Source organism: Streptomyces sp. NPDC041122, assembly GCF_055592445.1.
In genome coordinates, this window is record NZ_JBVIYQ010000010.1 from 110,303 (window position 1) to 123,912 (window position 13,610).

Consider the following 13,610-nt stretch of genomic DNA (forward strand, 5'->3'; position numbering starts at 1 on the left):
CGTCCGCCGGGCCCGTCAGCCGCCCGGCGGCGCGCAGATCCCCGAGGCGGGCGGCCGCCCGGGCCCCGCGTCCGCGGCGGCCTGGGCGCGCACGGTCTCCAGCTGGTCGAGCAGTGCGTCGAGCCGGTCGCCCGCCGGGTCCCTGAAGTACTGCAGGACGGCCCGGTGGAACGCGTCGCGCACGCCCGGCGCCATCACGTCCGAGGCGTCGAAGCAGAGCGTGCGTGCCCTCCCGGTGAGGATGTGCGCGATGCGCCGGCCCGTCGGATCGGCGGGCTGCGGGTCGCTCGCGTCGGGGGCCAGCGGCCGCAGCTCCGGCTTCGCCCGGTCCCGCCACAGCGTGCGCGCCCGCGGCGACGACAGCCGGTCCACGAGGTCGCGCGCCGCCGGGTCACGGGTGAACACCGCGGCCATGTCGCCCGCCACCTCGTAGGCGCCGTCGTACGCGGAGCGGCCGCGCAGGAAGCCCGCCGCCGGGTCGACGCGGACCGGCTCGCCCGCGTACACGTAGCGGATGAACGCGCTCTGGTGCTCGTGCGTGCAGCCGGACGCCGGGGAGTGGAGCAGGCCGCGCGGGCCGCCGCCCTTCGCCGGGTCGGCCGTTCCCACGTACGACGTGGTCAGCGACCGGTCGATCGACGCCTTGGAGCGGTCGCCGAGCAGCGCGGCCCACGTCGTCCACGCCGTGCGCACCCGCCGGTCGTGCCAGCTGAGCCGTCCGGTGGCCCACTCCGTGTACACAGCGGGGCCCGCCTGGTGGAGCAGGATGTCCTCCACCCAGTCGGTGCCGGGCCAGCCGGAGGTGGCCTGCGAGGCGAGGCCCACGCACCAGTCCGGTGCGCCCGCCGCCCGCCCCTCCTTGCTCCACACCAGGCTCTTGAGGTCGACCTTCAACGGCACCCAGTAGGTGCGGCGCCGCCCGTCCACGGAGAGCGGCAGGCTCCAGGGCGGATAGGCACGGCCGGTGGCGGCGCTGCCGAGCGGGGTGAGACGGCCGGCCCGCGCGTACTCGGTGAGCTCGCCGACGCTGTTGAGGATCGCCACGTCCGGCGGGTCGCCCGCCTCCAGCTGGGCGACGAGCGTCTCCCGCAGCGAGCGCGTGCCCTGGTAGGTGTACGTCTTGCCGGTGCCGTCGTCGAGCCGGTGCAGCATCGACTCGAAGGCCTCGCCCTCGGGGCCCGTCCACGGGCCGAGCACCACGAGCGTCGCGGGCCGCCCGCCCCCGCAGGCGCTCGCGGTGACGGCCAGCAGACAGGCCGCGAGAAAGGCACGGAAGACGGCGAGTGCGGTGCGGGGGGTGTGAGGGGTGCCGGTGGTGTGCGGGCGCTTCATACGGCGGCTCCCGAGCGGGAGACGAGGACGTACTCGCGGCGGTAGGCGTGCAGGGTCGCGCCGGTCAGGGCGGCGCCGAGGAGGCCGGTGGGCGTCACCCACGGCGCGGCCCCGTCCAGCGACGCGAGGCGGCCGGCGGCCAGGTCGTGGCGGGCGCGGGCATCCAGCGACGCGATCAGGAGCCGGGGCCGGGGGCCGAAGGGACGCTCCTCGGCCGCCGACTCGGTCGCCGGTGACGTCCGGCCGACGAGGTCGCCCGCGACGGCCACCACCCGCTGCTGCGCCCGGTGGGCGAGCACGGCGTCGACGGTCAGGAACGGCACGGCGAGCAGCGGCAGCGCGGCCACCAGGAGCGGCACGCCGAGGTGCAGACGCAGCCGGCGGCGCAGGAACAGCTGGGTGTGCCAGAGGCCGCGGACGAGCAGGACGAGGGCGAGTGCGGCGACGACCGCCGCGGCGATCACCGGGGCGCCGAGCGCGGCCCGGTCGGTGAGGCGGTCGCGCAGCCGGTCCTCCAGGGCGGAGATGCGGTCGACGACGGCGGTGGCGTCGGAGCGGGGGCCGGTGCCGGCGCCGCAGGGCGGATAACCGTCCGCAGGCGCCTTGTGGCCCGGCACCGGTTCCGGTTCCGGTTCCGGTTCCGGGCAGAGCATGCTGCGGGCGTAGGAGAGGCCGGCGTCGCGCAGGGCGGGGTCGGCGACGTTGTTCTGCGCGAAGGTGATCCAGGTGCCGTAGTCGACGACGAGACCGGAGACGACGTCGAGCTCCTGGCGTTCGGCGGTGGTCAGGGCGCCGCTGCGGGACACCTGGTTGAGGCGCTGCACGGCCCGTGTGGTGCGCGTGCTGTACCGCTTGCTCAACCCGCTGAGCTGGACGGCCTCCCCGGCGTCCAGGCTCTCGCCGGCCTCGCGGTCGGCGATGCGCAACGACGTCTCCGCCTCGGCGAGCCCGACCAGGGCGGGGGTGAAGCTGTCGCGCAGCGCCGTCGAGTCGGCACGGATGCCGGTGTACGCCCAGCCGAAGGCGGTGGCCGCGACGACGGTGAGCAGCGGCAGCGCGATCAGCCGCTCGCGGAGGTAACGACGGTTGCGGACGCGGTCGGTGACCGGCGCGGGCCAGATGTGCCGGCGCAGCCCGCGCAGGGCGTGGGCGGGGAGCTGTCGGGCGGCGTGGCGGCGGGCCGTCATGGGGTGCCGCCCAGGGGTGCGGTGCCGGGGGCACGGCTGTCGGGCAGGGGGCCGCGGGTGCGGTCGGCGGGTGGTGCGGGGCTCGCGTGCCGGTGCGGGCCGCGCACGGTGCCGGTGGTGAGCCGTCGGACGGCGTGGCGGCGGGTCATGCGGTGGCGCCGGGCAGGACGGTGACGCTCGACTGGATGCGGGCCGCTTCCACGTCGAACCGGGCGATGCGGTCGCGCAGTTCGACGGTGCCCCGGGCCGGGTCGCGGACGCGGACGAGGCGGCGCAGATGGTCCTGCATGGCCGTGTCGCCCGCCTCGGCGGCGAGCCGCCAGGCGGTGCCGAGCAGGGTCTCGGCCGCGGCGCGTCTGCCGAGCTTCAGCTCCGCGCAGGCCTCCTCGAAGGTGCGGTGCAGCTCTTCCTCGTGCCGGTAGTGGGCGACCTGCGGGTCGAGCCTGCTGTACAGGTCGGGGTCGTCGGTCCAGCGCATCAGCACGGGCTGGGGGGAGGGCAGCGTGAGGGGCGCGGGTGCGTCGGCGAGGAGTTCCACCTCGGTGAGCAGGAGCTCCTTGCCGAGCTGAGCGGGGTCGTAGGGCGCGCCGACGCAGAGCAGATAGGCGCGGGTCTCCTCGCCGCACGGGCCGAGCCCGTACTCCTGGACCGGCCCGCCCGTCCCCGCCCGCGCCCCGGACAGGTCGACGTGGTCGGGTTCGAGGGCGGCCCGGGTCGGGTGGACCCGCTCGAAGGAGTACGGGCGCACCCCCGCGCGGTGGGTCAGGCGCAGGCGCAGCCCGGTGACGTCACGGTCGGCGGCGCGGCCGGTGAGCGCGGCCACCTCGCCGGGCAGCCGGGTCAGGTCGGCGACGGCACGGGTCCGTCCGCCCAACGCGCCCGCGATCAGCAGGAGTTCCTCGGTCTCCCAGGCGTCCCCGATGCCGACGACGTCGCAGCTGAAGGCGTGCGCACACCGCTCGACGCGCTCGCGCAGCTCCGCGCGGGTCTCGTAACCGGGCTCGTTCTTGCCGTCGGTGAGCAGCAGGGCGTGGCGTACGAAGCGGTCGGCGGCGGCGCCGGATCCGCTGCCCGTGCCGGGGCCCGCGCCCGTGCCGGGCAGGTCGCGGAAGAGGTGCCGGGCACGCTCCAGCCAGGTGCCCATCGCGGTGCCGCCCCCCGGGGTGCAGTCGCGCAGGGCGGCCTCGGCGGCGGCCCTGGACTCGGCGTGGGCGACGGCGAGTTGGGCGCGCCGGGGGTAGATCATGGCGGCCCTGTCGCCCCCGGCCACCAGGGCGAACAGCGAGCCGTCCGGGATGCGGGCCAGCGCGCTGACGGCAGCGGCGCGGGCGGCGGCGAGCCGGCTCGGCGGCATGACCATCGACGAGGAGTGATCGATGAGCAGCACCTCGGCGAGCCGCGCGCCGGCCGGCCCGGCGCCCGCCGGTGCCGGGCGTTCGGCGTCCGTCGGGTCCGCCCCGGCCGCTCTGCGGACGGCGACCGTGATGACCGCGTACATCCGGGCCGTCTCCCGCGTGCCCGTCGAGCGGGGCCGGGGGCGGGGGAGTTCGAGCACCTGGTTCACCTCGAGGGTGACCGAGGCGGCCAGTTCCTGATCTTCTTGCCCAGCCATGGGGTGTCCTTGCCGAATCGGGAGTGCCTCAGTCCGAGCGGGCGCACCGCGTAGGCGCGGTCGAGGAGGACTTCGGCCAGGGGCGGCGCGCCGTCGTCGGGTGCGGCGGGTGCGTCGCGGGCCGCCTGGTGGGCGAGGCCCCGGTAGAAGCGGGACAGGTCGGTGCGCAGCGCCCGCTCGTCCGCCGGGAAGGCGAGCAGCGGGTCGGCGTGCGCGGCGACGGCGCGCAGTTCGGCGGCGGTCATCATGCGGGGTGCCCCCGCGCCGGGTGCGGGCGGGTCCCCGGACGGCGCGCCGAGGAGCCGGTGGGCCGCGCCCCACACCTCCGCCTTCATCCGCATCCGCGCCTGCGCGTCGGTCAGCCCGTGCGCGGAGAACAGCTGGGCCAGCGCCCGTACCGCCGCGCCGAGCCCGGCCGCGTCCCGCGCGTGGTCGACGCGTACGCGCACGGCGGCCGTGCGGGCGGCGGTGCGGTGCCGGGAGTGCTGCGGCACCGCGTCGAGCGCGGCGATGGCGTCGGCGAGGGCGGCCGGCCCGCCCAGCGCGAGCCGGGCCCGCGCGGCCCCGAACGCGGCGCTGCCCAGCGAGGGGTTGCGCAGCCGCACCGCCTCGTAGAAGGTCAGCGCCTCGTGCCCGCGCCCCAGCCGCTCGGCGCAGTAGCCGAGGGCCAGCTTGGGCGCGTACTCGCCGGGGATCGCGCCGTAGACCCGGTCGAAGTGCCCGCGCGCCTCGGCGACCCGGGAGCGGGCGAGCGCGAGCAGCCCGCGGTGCCAGTCGAGCCGCCAGTCGTACGGGGCGGCGGCGGGCCCGATGGCGTCCTCGGCCAGCGCGAGCGCGGTCTCGGCACCGGTGAGGGGGCCGTCGTCGGGGTCCTCGCGCGGCACTCGCAGCCGCAGCCTGCACCGCAGCAGGTGCACTTCGGGGGAGCCGTGCCAGTCGCCGGTGTGCTGGAGCAGCGCCTCGGGGTCGTCGTCGCTGAGCCTGCTGAGCTCGCCGTGGTGGTCGTCGTCGGGGTCGGGGCGCGGCACCGGCAGCCGCCCCGCCACCTCGGGCGGGGCGGGTGCGGGGTAATGGGGCGCCGACGCCGGGGCCGCCCAGCGGGACACCTCGGGGGCCGCACCGAGCCCGGCGTCCAGGGCGTGCGCGGACTGCAGGAAGAGGGGGGAGGGCTCGAAGGTCTCCGCGCCGGTGCGCAGCGAACGCAGTTCGCGGAAGACGCCGCGCAGCTGGTCGTCCATCTCGCGGGCGGTGGCGAAGCGGTCCTCGCGCCGGGTGCGGGTGGCGCGGCGCAGGACCCGGGCGAGGGAGACCGGGCCGAGGCCCCGGTGGCCGGTGGCCGCGTCGTCCAGCGGATCGAGCGCGGCGAGCCCGGCGAGGTCGTGGCGGGACTCGCCGATGCCGCACAGGGTGCGCAGGGTCTCGCCGAGGCTGAACAGGTCGTCCTGCGGCGCCGATTCGCCGTGGTCGCCGACGGTGGGCGCCCGGTAGAGGTCGGTGGTCAGGCCCGGGGCGCCCGTGCGGCGCACGCTGCCGACGTCGACGAGCTTGGTGGTGGACCCGTCGTGCATCACGTTCGGCGGCTTCAGATCGCCGTACACCTTGCCGCGTTCGGGCGCGTGCAGATGCGCGAGCGCGGCGAGGATCCGCACGCCGTACGCGAGCACGAACTCCAGGAAGCGTGCCCGGCCGAAGTCGTCGGGGTGTTCGCGGGCGCGGGCCCGCACCTCTTCGAGGTTGAGCCCGTCGACGTACTGCAGCACGAGGAAGTCGCCGACGCCGTCGTGGTGCCCGTAGTTGAAGACCCGGATGAACCCGTCGTGGTTGAGCTCGACCAGCTCACGCCGCTCGCCCTCCAGGAGGCTGTACGAGGTGGTCGCGAGGTCGGCGTGGAGCATCTTCACGGCGACGGCGCGGTCGTCGACCTTGGTGTCGTGGGCGAGGCAGACCTCGCCCATCCCGCCGTAACCGAGCGGCCGTACCAGGCGGTACTGGCCGGCGAGCAGCGTGCCGGGCGGCAACGGGAGCCCGGCGTCCGGGGCGGGGCCCGCGGTGTCCGCCCGGTCCAGGAGGGTGATCTCGGGCAGCACGGTGGGGTCGGGGTGCTCGGGCGGCAGGGTGACGCGGGCGGCCCGTGGCGGTGCGGCGGCGAACCCGGCCTCGACGAACCAGCGTTCGGAGGACTCGCGGTCCGCGGAGTGCGGCGGCCGGGGGTCCGCCGGGGCCACGGCGTCCCAAGTGGCCCGCGCGGAGTGCAGGCCGGTGTCGGCGTCGACGCGTTCCCCGCTGGCCAGGCAGTACCCGGTGGGTGTGACGGTGCCCGAACAGCCGGGGTGCGGGCAGGACGTGCGGGCGCTCACGCGTCACCGTCCGGGTCGGCCAGGCGCCGCACCACCCGGGTGAACGCGGCGACGGCCCGTTCGGCGTCCGGCAGCGGGCAGGGGCCCGCCATCAGGAGCTGCTGCGCCTCGCGGTACGGGCCCACGGCGTCCGGGTGCTCGGCGAGGCCGCGCCGGGCGAGGCGGGCCAGGTGGTCGCGGAGCAGCCCCCGCAGCCGCAGATGCTCGTCGAGCACACGGCGCAGCTCGCCCTCGGCGCGCTCGGCCCGCAACAGGTGGGTCTCCACGGCCTGTTCGGCGTAACTGAGCTTCTCCAAAAAACGCGGTCCGCCCCGATCGGTCGGCGGGCCCAGCTCGCCGCTGAGCTGTACGGTCCACAACGCGGCGCGGGCCGCGTACGCGGTGGCGGTCGGCGGGTCGACGACGTGCGGCTCCACGCGGTGGAAGAGGTGCCGGGCGCGCCGCTCGGTGTCGGCGAGGACGTCGACGCGCGCGCCGATCCGCTGCAGCCACTGCGCGGCGCGCTCGGCGGGCAGCAGCCGCTCGGCGAGCGCGTAGGTGAAGCCGTGCGTGCTGGAGCGGACCACGAGGAGCAACCGGGCCCCGGCGGCGGCCAGTTCACCCAGCACACGGGCCGCGGCGGCGGGCTCGGTGGCGGACCGGTCGGGGTAGAGCACGGCGACGGCGGGGCGCCGCCGGGGTGCGGTGTGCGGGCGGGCGGCGTGCCGCAGTTCGTGGCGCAGGACGGCGAGCGCCTCGCGCAGCTCCGGCCGGCCGGGGTCGTCGAGGGCCACGCCCTCCAGGTCGAGGACGAGGCCGATGGAGCCGACCCGGGGCGCGATGCCGGCCCGGGACAGCAGCGAGTCGCCGCCGGCGCCGTGCTCGACCGGCCGCACGGCCAGCTGGGGCGACTGTTCGCGGTCGGCCATGTTCAGGACGACGTACAGGGCCTGGCGGGCCCGCTCGTCGTCCTCGGCGACGAAGAGCACCTCGGTGTCCCACGCGTCCGCCTCGCCGTTCAGCCAGCGGGTGACGGTGCGCTGGAGCCCGTGCGGGCGGGCCGCGCGGGCCGCGTCCGCGGAGACGACGCGGTGGCCCGGGACGGCGTGCGGCCCGCTCACGTACCGCTCGGCGAACCGCCGGAAGTACTTGGCGACGGTGGCCGCCGGGATCATGTACCCGTGCTCGCCCCGCTCGTCGGCCTGCACCAGGACGCCGAGCAGCCGGCCGGTGCCCTCCTCGCGGACCCCGGCCCCGCTGAACCCGCCGCGCAGCCGCGCCGCGCCCCCGGCGTCGGCGCCCGCCCCGGTGAGGTCGATCTGCACCCGCTCGTCGCCCTCGCCGCCGGGCCCCCGGCACACCCCGGTGAGCCACTGGCCGCCCGACCGGTGCTCGGGGAAGCCGTCGATGAGGACGGTGGCGCCCCGGTAGTCCAGCGTGCGGTGCAGTGTGACCGGCGAGGGGAGCGGCGCGGGGGTGTCCAGGACGAGCACCGCGAGGTCGCCCTGCGCCTTGCCGAAGGGCGGCACCCAGTGTCCGGCCGCCACGGTCGCGGTCCGCCAGGGGGTGCGCTCCAGGCCCTGGAGCAGCGGGAACTCGACCTGGACGCGGTCGGGCCGCAGCCCCGTCGCCGGGTCGCGGATCACATGGGCGCAGGTGAGGACGCGGTCGGCGCCGAACAGGACGCCGGCGCCGAGCACGTCCCCGCTCCCCGACGCCGCCCACCGGCGCAGCCGTACCCGCCAACTCGCATGATCCATAGGAGAGTTGACGCCCCCGTCCACAGCTTCCGCAGCCCCCTCCATGCTTCCTCAGGATAGGTGCGGAGACGGACAAAGGCTCCTGGGCTGCACGGGGAGGCAGGGGGCCACGGCGGCACGGAAGGACGATCACGCCCCCGAGACCGGGAACGCCACGTCGCACACCTCGTCCTCGGGCCCCGTACGCTCCCAGTCCGCGAAGTACACCTCGCGGCACGGCCCCGCCACGGTGAGCCCCTGCCCGGCGACCCACGCCTCCACGGCGTCGAACGCCGCGATGATCTGCGGATAGGAGACCTGCGCCTTGGTGATCCTGGTGCAGGCGAGCCGGTGCGCGGGCTCCTTGCGCACCGTGACGTCCCGGGCCCTGCCCTGCCGCGCCGCCCACGCGCGGGCGGCCGCCGCGTCGACGACGGGCACGCAGGACTCGGCGGGCCCGTCGCTCTCCTCGGTCACCTCCGCGTGGTAGACGACGTAGTGCGGGGCCGCGACGCCCCCGCACTTCCCGGCGGCCCGCTCCAGACGTCCGGCGGAGGCGCCGATCCACGCGGAGAGCTCCCCGCTCCGCACATGCCTGGTCTCGCTGAGGACGTACCGCTCCGGCACGTCCACGACGCGCATCTCGAAGGTCGCGTACAACTCGGTGTTCCTTCCCGACAGTCGGCCACGGAGGTAGCGCGCGAGCGTCCGCTGTTCCGCGAAGCGCTCCTCGACCCCGGCCCAGTAGCGCTCGAGCGAGCACGCGGCCCGCTCCCCGTCCAGCGCCACGACCTCGGCGACCGCCGCGAGCGGCATGTCGAGGCGGCGCAGCAGCGCGACCGTGCGGGCGCGCCCGACCTGGTCGGGCCGGTAGAACCGGTAGCCGCTGACCTCGTCGACGTGGGCGGGCGGCAGCAGACCGAGCCGGTCGTACAGCCGCAGCGCCTTCGGGGAGAGCCGGGCACGGGTGGCGAACTCGCCGATGGAGAGCAGCTCGCCGCCGGCCCGCGCCGGTCCTGCTGGTGTCTCGCTCACGGGATCATCCTCCGTCACCGGGCCGTCCGGCCCGGTGGGAGGACACTGGAGTCTGCCCCAAGGGCAAGGTCAACGCCCGGCCGTGTACTCCTTCCAGATCCGCGGGGGCAGCACGCCGCCGTGCCGGGACCCCGGGCCGCCGACGCCCGACATCGGCAGCAGCCGCGGCGCTTCGGGGCGCACCCGGAACAGCGTCACCGCCGTCGACAGCTCCTCGGTGTAGCCCGCGAACCAGGCCGACCTGAGCCGGTCCTGGTCGCCGGTGCGGCCCGCCGCGACCCCCGGCCCGAGGCCCCGGCCGCCCGCCCGCAGCGCGTCGGTGACCTGCCGGGCCACGTCCCCGTCGAGTGCCCGCCGGGACGCCGGCCGCTCCAGGCCGGGCAGCTCCGCGCCGTCCTTGACGACCTTGGTCACCGAGTACGGGTCGTGCCGGATCCCCGCGCTCGCCAACGTCGCGTACGCGGTGGCCATGCGGATGGCGCTGGGCGTCGACGTACCGATGGAGAAGGTCGGCTCCAGGCGAGCCATGCTCCGGCGCAGCATGCCCGCGTCGACGGCCGTGCGGCGGACCTCGTCCAGGCCGACCTCCTTGCCCAGGCGTACGTAGGTGGCGTTGCCGCCGGCGACCAGGGCCCGGCCGAGGGTGGGGCGGTCGGGGTCGGGGGCGCCGCTCGCCGGGCGCAGGGTGCCGTCGGCCGCGTAGTGCGCGTCGGCGAGCCGGGCCGGGCGCAGGTCGGGCGCGCGGGCCGCGAACCCGGCCGCCCCGGTGAGCGGCTCGTCGTGCACGGGCACCCCGTACTGCAACGCGGCGGCCAGCACGAACGGCTTGAAGGCCGACCCCGCGGGCACCCCGGAGGTGTCGGCGTTGTCGGTGAAGTGCTCGGTGGCGTCCGGGCCGCCGTACAGCGCCACGATCGCCCCGTCGGACGGCCGCACGGAGGCGGCGCCGGCCTGGAGGTACCGGTCGGCGGCACGCTTCTCGGGGTCGGTGTCGCGGGCGAGGACGCGGCGCACGGCACGCTCCAGGCGGCGCACCTTGTGCCGGTCGAAGGTCGTGTGGATCTCGTGGCCGCCGCGGGCGAGCTCCTCGTCGGTGAGGCCGGTGTGCTCCTTGACGTACCGGGCCGCGATGTCGACGAGGTAGCCGGTCTGCCCGCCGAGGCTGGTGGAGCGGGACCGGCTGCGCGGCTCGGGGAAGGTGCGGTACCTGTCCCGCTCCTTCTGCGACATCAGGCCGGCCCCGACCTGCCGGTCCAGGATCCACGCCCAGCGCTCGCGGGCCCGCCGGTGGTTGGCGGCGCCGCCCGCCGGGTCGTAACTCTCGGCGCCCTTCAGCATGGCGGCGAGGAACGCCCCCTGGCTCGGGTCGAGCCGCGACGCGGGGATGCCGTAGTAGGCGTGGGCGGCGGCCTCGATGCCGTAGGCGCCGCGCCCGAACCAGCTGGTGTTCAGATAGCCCTGGAGGATCTCGTCCTTGCTCTTCCCGCGGTCCAGCTTCAGCGCGATCACGAACTCCTTGGCCTTCCGCGTGACCGTCTGGTCCTGCGAGAGGTAGGTGTTCTTCACGTACTGCTGGGTGAGGGTGGAGCCGCCCTGCGTCTCGCGGCCGCGCACCATGTTGACGGCGGCGCGGACGAGGCCCTTGGGGGAGACCCCGGAGTCCCGGTAGAACGTCTCGTTCTCGGCGGCGATCACCGCGTGCACGGCGGCCGGGGCGATCTGGCCGAGCTCCACGTTCTGCCGGTTGACCTCGCCGGTGCTCACCATCTGGGTGCCGTCGGACCAGTAGTAGACGTTGGCCTCGCGGCGGGCCGACGCGTTCACGTCGGGGATGTCCACGCTGACGTACACGCAGACGAAGAGCCCGGCGACGGCGGCGATGAACAGCGCCACGGCACCGAGCAGTTGGCGCCACGACGGAAGCCAGCGGCGGATGCCGTGACGGCCGGAGCGCGGATAGTCCACGAACCGTCGCCGGCCGCGACGGCGCGCCCTGTTCCCCTGAGCATGTGTACCCATGCCGGGGGAGAGCGCGCCGTACGCGGCCGGGTTGGCCCCGAGGCTGTTTGCGGTGCGTAACAGCGCGGGAGTTCCCCGGAGGCTGTTTGCGTCACGTAACAGACCGCCGAGGGGAGTCGGCGGGGCCGGCCGGCAGCGGTCAGCGGACCTTCGTCAGCACGCCCTTGTTCTGGAGGGCCGCGATCCCGTTGGCCCAGAGGGCGTTGACGCGCTGCCGCTCCTGCGCGTTCGGGTAGGGGTTGGTGCAGGACGTGCCGGGGCCGCCGCCCGACATCAGCTCGCTGCAGGGGCCCGAGTAGTGGTCGGGCAGACCGAGGACGTGCCCGGTCTCGTGGGCCGTCACGCGGGTGGAGTTGTACTGCTGGTTCTGTCGGTAGTCGAGGAAGATGTAGCCCCGGCCGTGCCCGTCCGTGGAGGCGTACGAGCCACGCGAGTCGTTGCCCTCGCGGTACTCGAAGTTGGCACCCGAGGAGGACTCCTGGAGCTTCACGTTGCTGACGGAGGAGTTCCAGATCTGCGTGCTCTGGGCTATCTGGTTGCGGAAGCTGGGCGCCCGGCTCGTGCTGTACCGGACGGTGACGACCTGGATGCCGGGCTTCGCCGCCTGCTGCTTCATCGCCGACTTCATGACGGCCTCGAAGAACTGCCGGGTGGCGGCCTTGTCCTCGGCGGATCCGGTGTACCCGGACACGGCGGGGGCGGACGCCGGCCGCACCGAGTCGAGCGCGGGTGCCGGTGCCGCGAACGCCGTGGGGGCGGCGGCCAGCGAGGCCAGGAGCGCGGTCGCGCCGAGGGTGGCGGCGAGGCTGGTTCTGGTTCGGTTCATGGGGGTGTGTCCCTTCCGGGCGGGGGCCTGCGGGTGCGGCCTCCGGTCGGGACGAGTATCGGGAGGGCGGGGCGCGTTTGAGCCGATGCCATCTGGCGATAGCGTCATGGCATCAACTGGGTTACGTGGAGCGGTATTTGGGGCGCACGACAGCCGTACGCCCCGCCGGGTCAGGTCGGTCGCCGGATCCGGTGCACGTCGCGTACGCAGAGGTTGAGCAGGGTGGCGGCCACGATGACGGCCGCACAGACCAGCAGGACCGAGCGGTCGGCGAACACGGACGAGAGGAGGCCGACGGCCAGATAGGCGAGCGGGATCGCGAGCCGCTCACCGACCTGGTTGAAGGAGCTCATACGACCCAACTCCGTCTCCGGGACGTTCTGTTGGAAGGCGGTCGTCCAGGTGACGGCCGCGATGTCCAGGGCGACGCCGGCGACCGCCGTGGCGAACAGCAGCCAGGGCAGCGGAAGCCCGAGCGCGAGACCCGCGAGCGGCAGCGCGAGTCCCGAGCTCGCGGCGACGGCGACGCCGAGCGGCCGGTGCGGCCTCCACCGCAGACAGACGACCGTCCCCGCGAGCAGACCCAGCGAGAACGCGCCCTGGATGAGCCCCCAGGTGCGGGCCCCCGCGTACCGCTCCTCGGTGACGACGGGCCCCAGCAGCTGGTAGCCCGCGAGCCAGGCGGCGACGAGCACCGTGCCCGCGGCCGTGTACGTCCACAGCCAGGTCCGCGACCGGAACCCCGACCAGCCCGCCCGGAGATCGGCGAGCACGCCGCCGCTGCCGAGGGGGGCGCCGAGCCGCAGCCCGAGCAGCAGCAGCGCCGCGACGGCGAAGGTGACCGCGTCGAAGCCGAGCGCCCACGCCGGGCCGCTGACCGCGACGACCATGCCGCCGGCCACCGGCCCGACCACCTTGACGGCGTTGGCGGGCAGCCGGAGCAGGGCGTTGGCCTGCTGCAACTGTCCCGGGGCGACGAGCTGGGCGACGACGCCCTGCGCGGCGGGCGCGGTGAGGGCCACCGCGACACCGGAGGCGAAGCCGCAGGCGGCGATCGAACCGGTGCTCGCGTACCCGCAGCCCACGACCAGGGTGAGGGCGCCCTGCGCGGCGGCGGCGAGCAGATTGCCGCGGAAGAGCAGCCGGCTGCGGGAGACCCGGTCCGCGAGGACGCCGCCGACCAGCAGGAAGACGACGGTCGGCACGGTGTTGGTGGCCAGGACGACCCCGAGCGCCCCGGCCCCGCCGCCCGCGCCGATCACCGCGTAGGCGAGGGCGAGCGGGGCCATGGCGGAGCCGGTGGCGGAGACGAGCTGGGCGAGGGCGAAGCGCCGGAAGGCGGGGGCGCGGAGGGGGGAACGGACGGCTTCCGACGGTGGCGGCGGTGTCTGCCCTTCGGACGTTTCCGTGGCGTTGGCCATGGTCCCCCGGGGCTCGCGGATGGGTTCGGTGTGGCGGGCAGCTTAAGGGGGGTGGCGGGTGGGGAATGCGGTGGGGCCGTGGGGGCTTGCTGATGATGGGGCG

At 75.7% G+C, this 13,610-nt stretch carries 10 protein-coding genes; all 10 read right to left on the bottom strand.

Going from position 1 to position 13,610, the window contains the following annotated elements; all coding sequences use genetic code 11:
* Positions 1-15: 15 nt before the first annotated feature.
* On the bottom strand, positions 16-1,332 hold the full coding sequence (locus tag ACZ6B8_RS31625) for an extracellular solute-binding protein (RefSeq protein ID WP_471609430.1): 1,317 nt from the start codon (positions 1,330-1,332) through the stop codon (positions 16-18).
* Complete coding sequence (locus tag ACZ6B8_RS31630; RefSeq protein ID WP_471609431.1) at positions 1,329-2,519, bottom strand: hypothetical protein; 1,191 nt, start codon at positions 2,517-2,519, stop codon at positions 1,329-1,331. Before ACZ6B8_RS31630 ends, ACZ6B8_RS31625 begins: the two co-directional genes overlap by 4 nt.
* A complete protein-coding gene (locus tag ACZ6B8_RS31635; RefSeq protein WP_471609432.1) occupies positions 2,516-2,668 on the bottom strand; it encodes a hypothetical protein in 153 nt (50 codons plus the stop codon). Before ACZ6B8_RS31635 ends, ACZ6B8_RS31630 begins: the two co-directional genes overlap by 4 nt.
* Positions 2,665-4,131: a hypothetical protein gene (locus tag ACZ6B8_RS31640; protein WP_471609433.1), complete on the bottom strand. Its 1,467-nt coding sequence runs from the start codon at positions 4,129-4,131 to the stop codon at positions 2,665-2,667. Before ACZ6B8_RS31640 ends, ACZ6B8_RS31635 begins: the two co-directional genes overlap by 4 nt.
* Entirely contained in the window at positions 4,080-6,488 is a 2,409-nt protein-coding gene (locus ACZ6B8_RS31645) for a tetratricopeptide repeat protein (RefSeq protein ID WP_471609434.1), read from the bottom strand. Before ACZ6B8_RS31645 ends, ACZ6B8_RS31640 begins: the two co-directional genes overlap by 52 nt.
* Positions 6,485-8,227 carry a trypsin-like serine peptidase gene (locus ACZ6B8_RS31650; protein WP_471609435.1) on the bottom strand — a complete coding sequence of 581 codons (1,743 nt, stop codon included), beginning with the start codon at positions 8,225-8,227 and terminating at the stop codon, positions 6,485-6,487. Before ACZ6B8_RS31650 ends, ACZ6B8_RS31645 begins: the two co-directional genes overlap by 4 nt.
* Before the next feature lie 129 nt (positions 8,228-8,356).
* Positions 8,357-9,241 carry a MerR family transcriptional regulator gene (locus ACZ6B8_RS31655; RefSeq protein ID WP_471609436.1) on the bottom strand — a complete coding sequence of 295 codons (885 nt, stop codon included), beginning with the start codon at positions 9,239-9,241 and terminating at the stop codon, positions 8,357-8,359.
* A gap of 69 nt (positions 9,242-9,310) precedes the next feature.
* Positions 9,311-11,206: a transglycosylase domain-containing protein gene (locus ACZ6B8_RS31660; protein WP_471609437.1), complete on the bottom strand. Its 1,896-nt coding sequence runs from the start codon at positions 11,204-11,206 to the stop codon at positions 9,311-9,313.
* Between the two features lie 193 nt (positions 11,207-11,399).
* Positions 11,400-12,086, bottom strand: a complete 687-nt coding sequence (snpA, locus tag ACZ6B8_RS31665; RefSeq protein WP_471609438.1) for a snapalysin — start codon at positions 12,084-12,086, stop codon at positions 11,400-11,402.
* Positions 12,087-12,256: 170 nt separating this feature from the next.
* Positions 12,257-13,507 (bottom strand): MFS transporter, encoded by a 1,251-nt coding sequence (locus ACZ6B8_RS31670; protein ID WP_471609439.1) that lies wholly within the window; start codon positions 13,505-13,507, stop codon positions 12,257-12,259.
* Positions 13,508-13,610 lie beyond the last annotated feature (103 nt).

Coding starts and splice junctions, on each gene's coding strand:
- ACZ6B8_RS31640 (WP_471609433.1), bottom strand. CDS start 4,131: ATGGCTGGGCAAGAAGATCAGGAACTGGCCGCCTCGGTCACCCTCGAG.
- ACZ6B8_RS31630 (WP_471609431.1), bottom strand. CDS start 2,519: ATGACGGCCCGCCGCCACGCCGCCCGACAGCTCCCCGCCCACGCCCTG.
- snpA (WP_471609438.1), bottom strand. CDS start 12,086: ATGAACCGAACCAGAACCAGCCTCGCCGCCACCCTCGGCGCGACCGCG.
- ACZ6B8_RS31650 (WP_471609435.1), bottom strand. CDS start 8,227: ATGGATCATGCGAGTTGGCGGGTACGGCTGCGCCGGTGGGCGGCGTCG.
- ACZ6B8_RS31635 (WP_471609432.1), bottom strand. CDS start 2,668: ATGACCCGCCGCCACGCCGTCCGACGGCTCACCACCGGCACCGTGCGC.
- ACZ6B8_RS31670 (WP_471609439.1), bottom strand. CDS start 13,507: ATGGCCAACGCCACGGAAACGTCCGAAGGGCAGACACCGCCGCCACCG.
- ACZ6B8_RS31625 (WP_471609430.1), bottom strand. CDS start 1,332: ATGAAGCGCCCGCACACCACCGGCACCCCTCACACCCCCCGCACCGCA.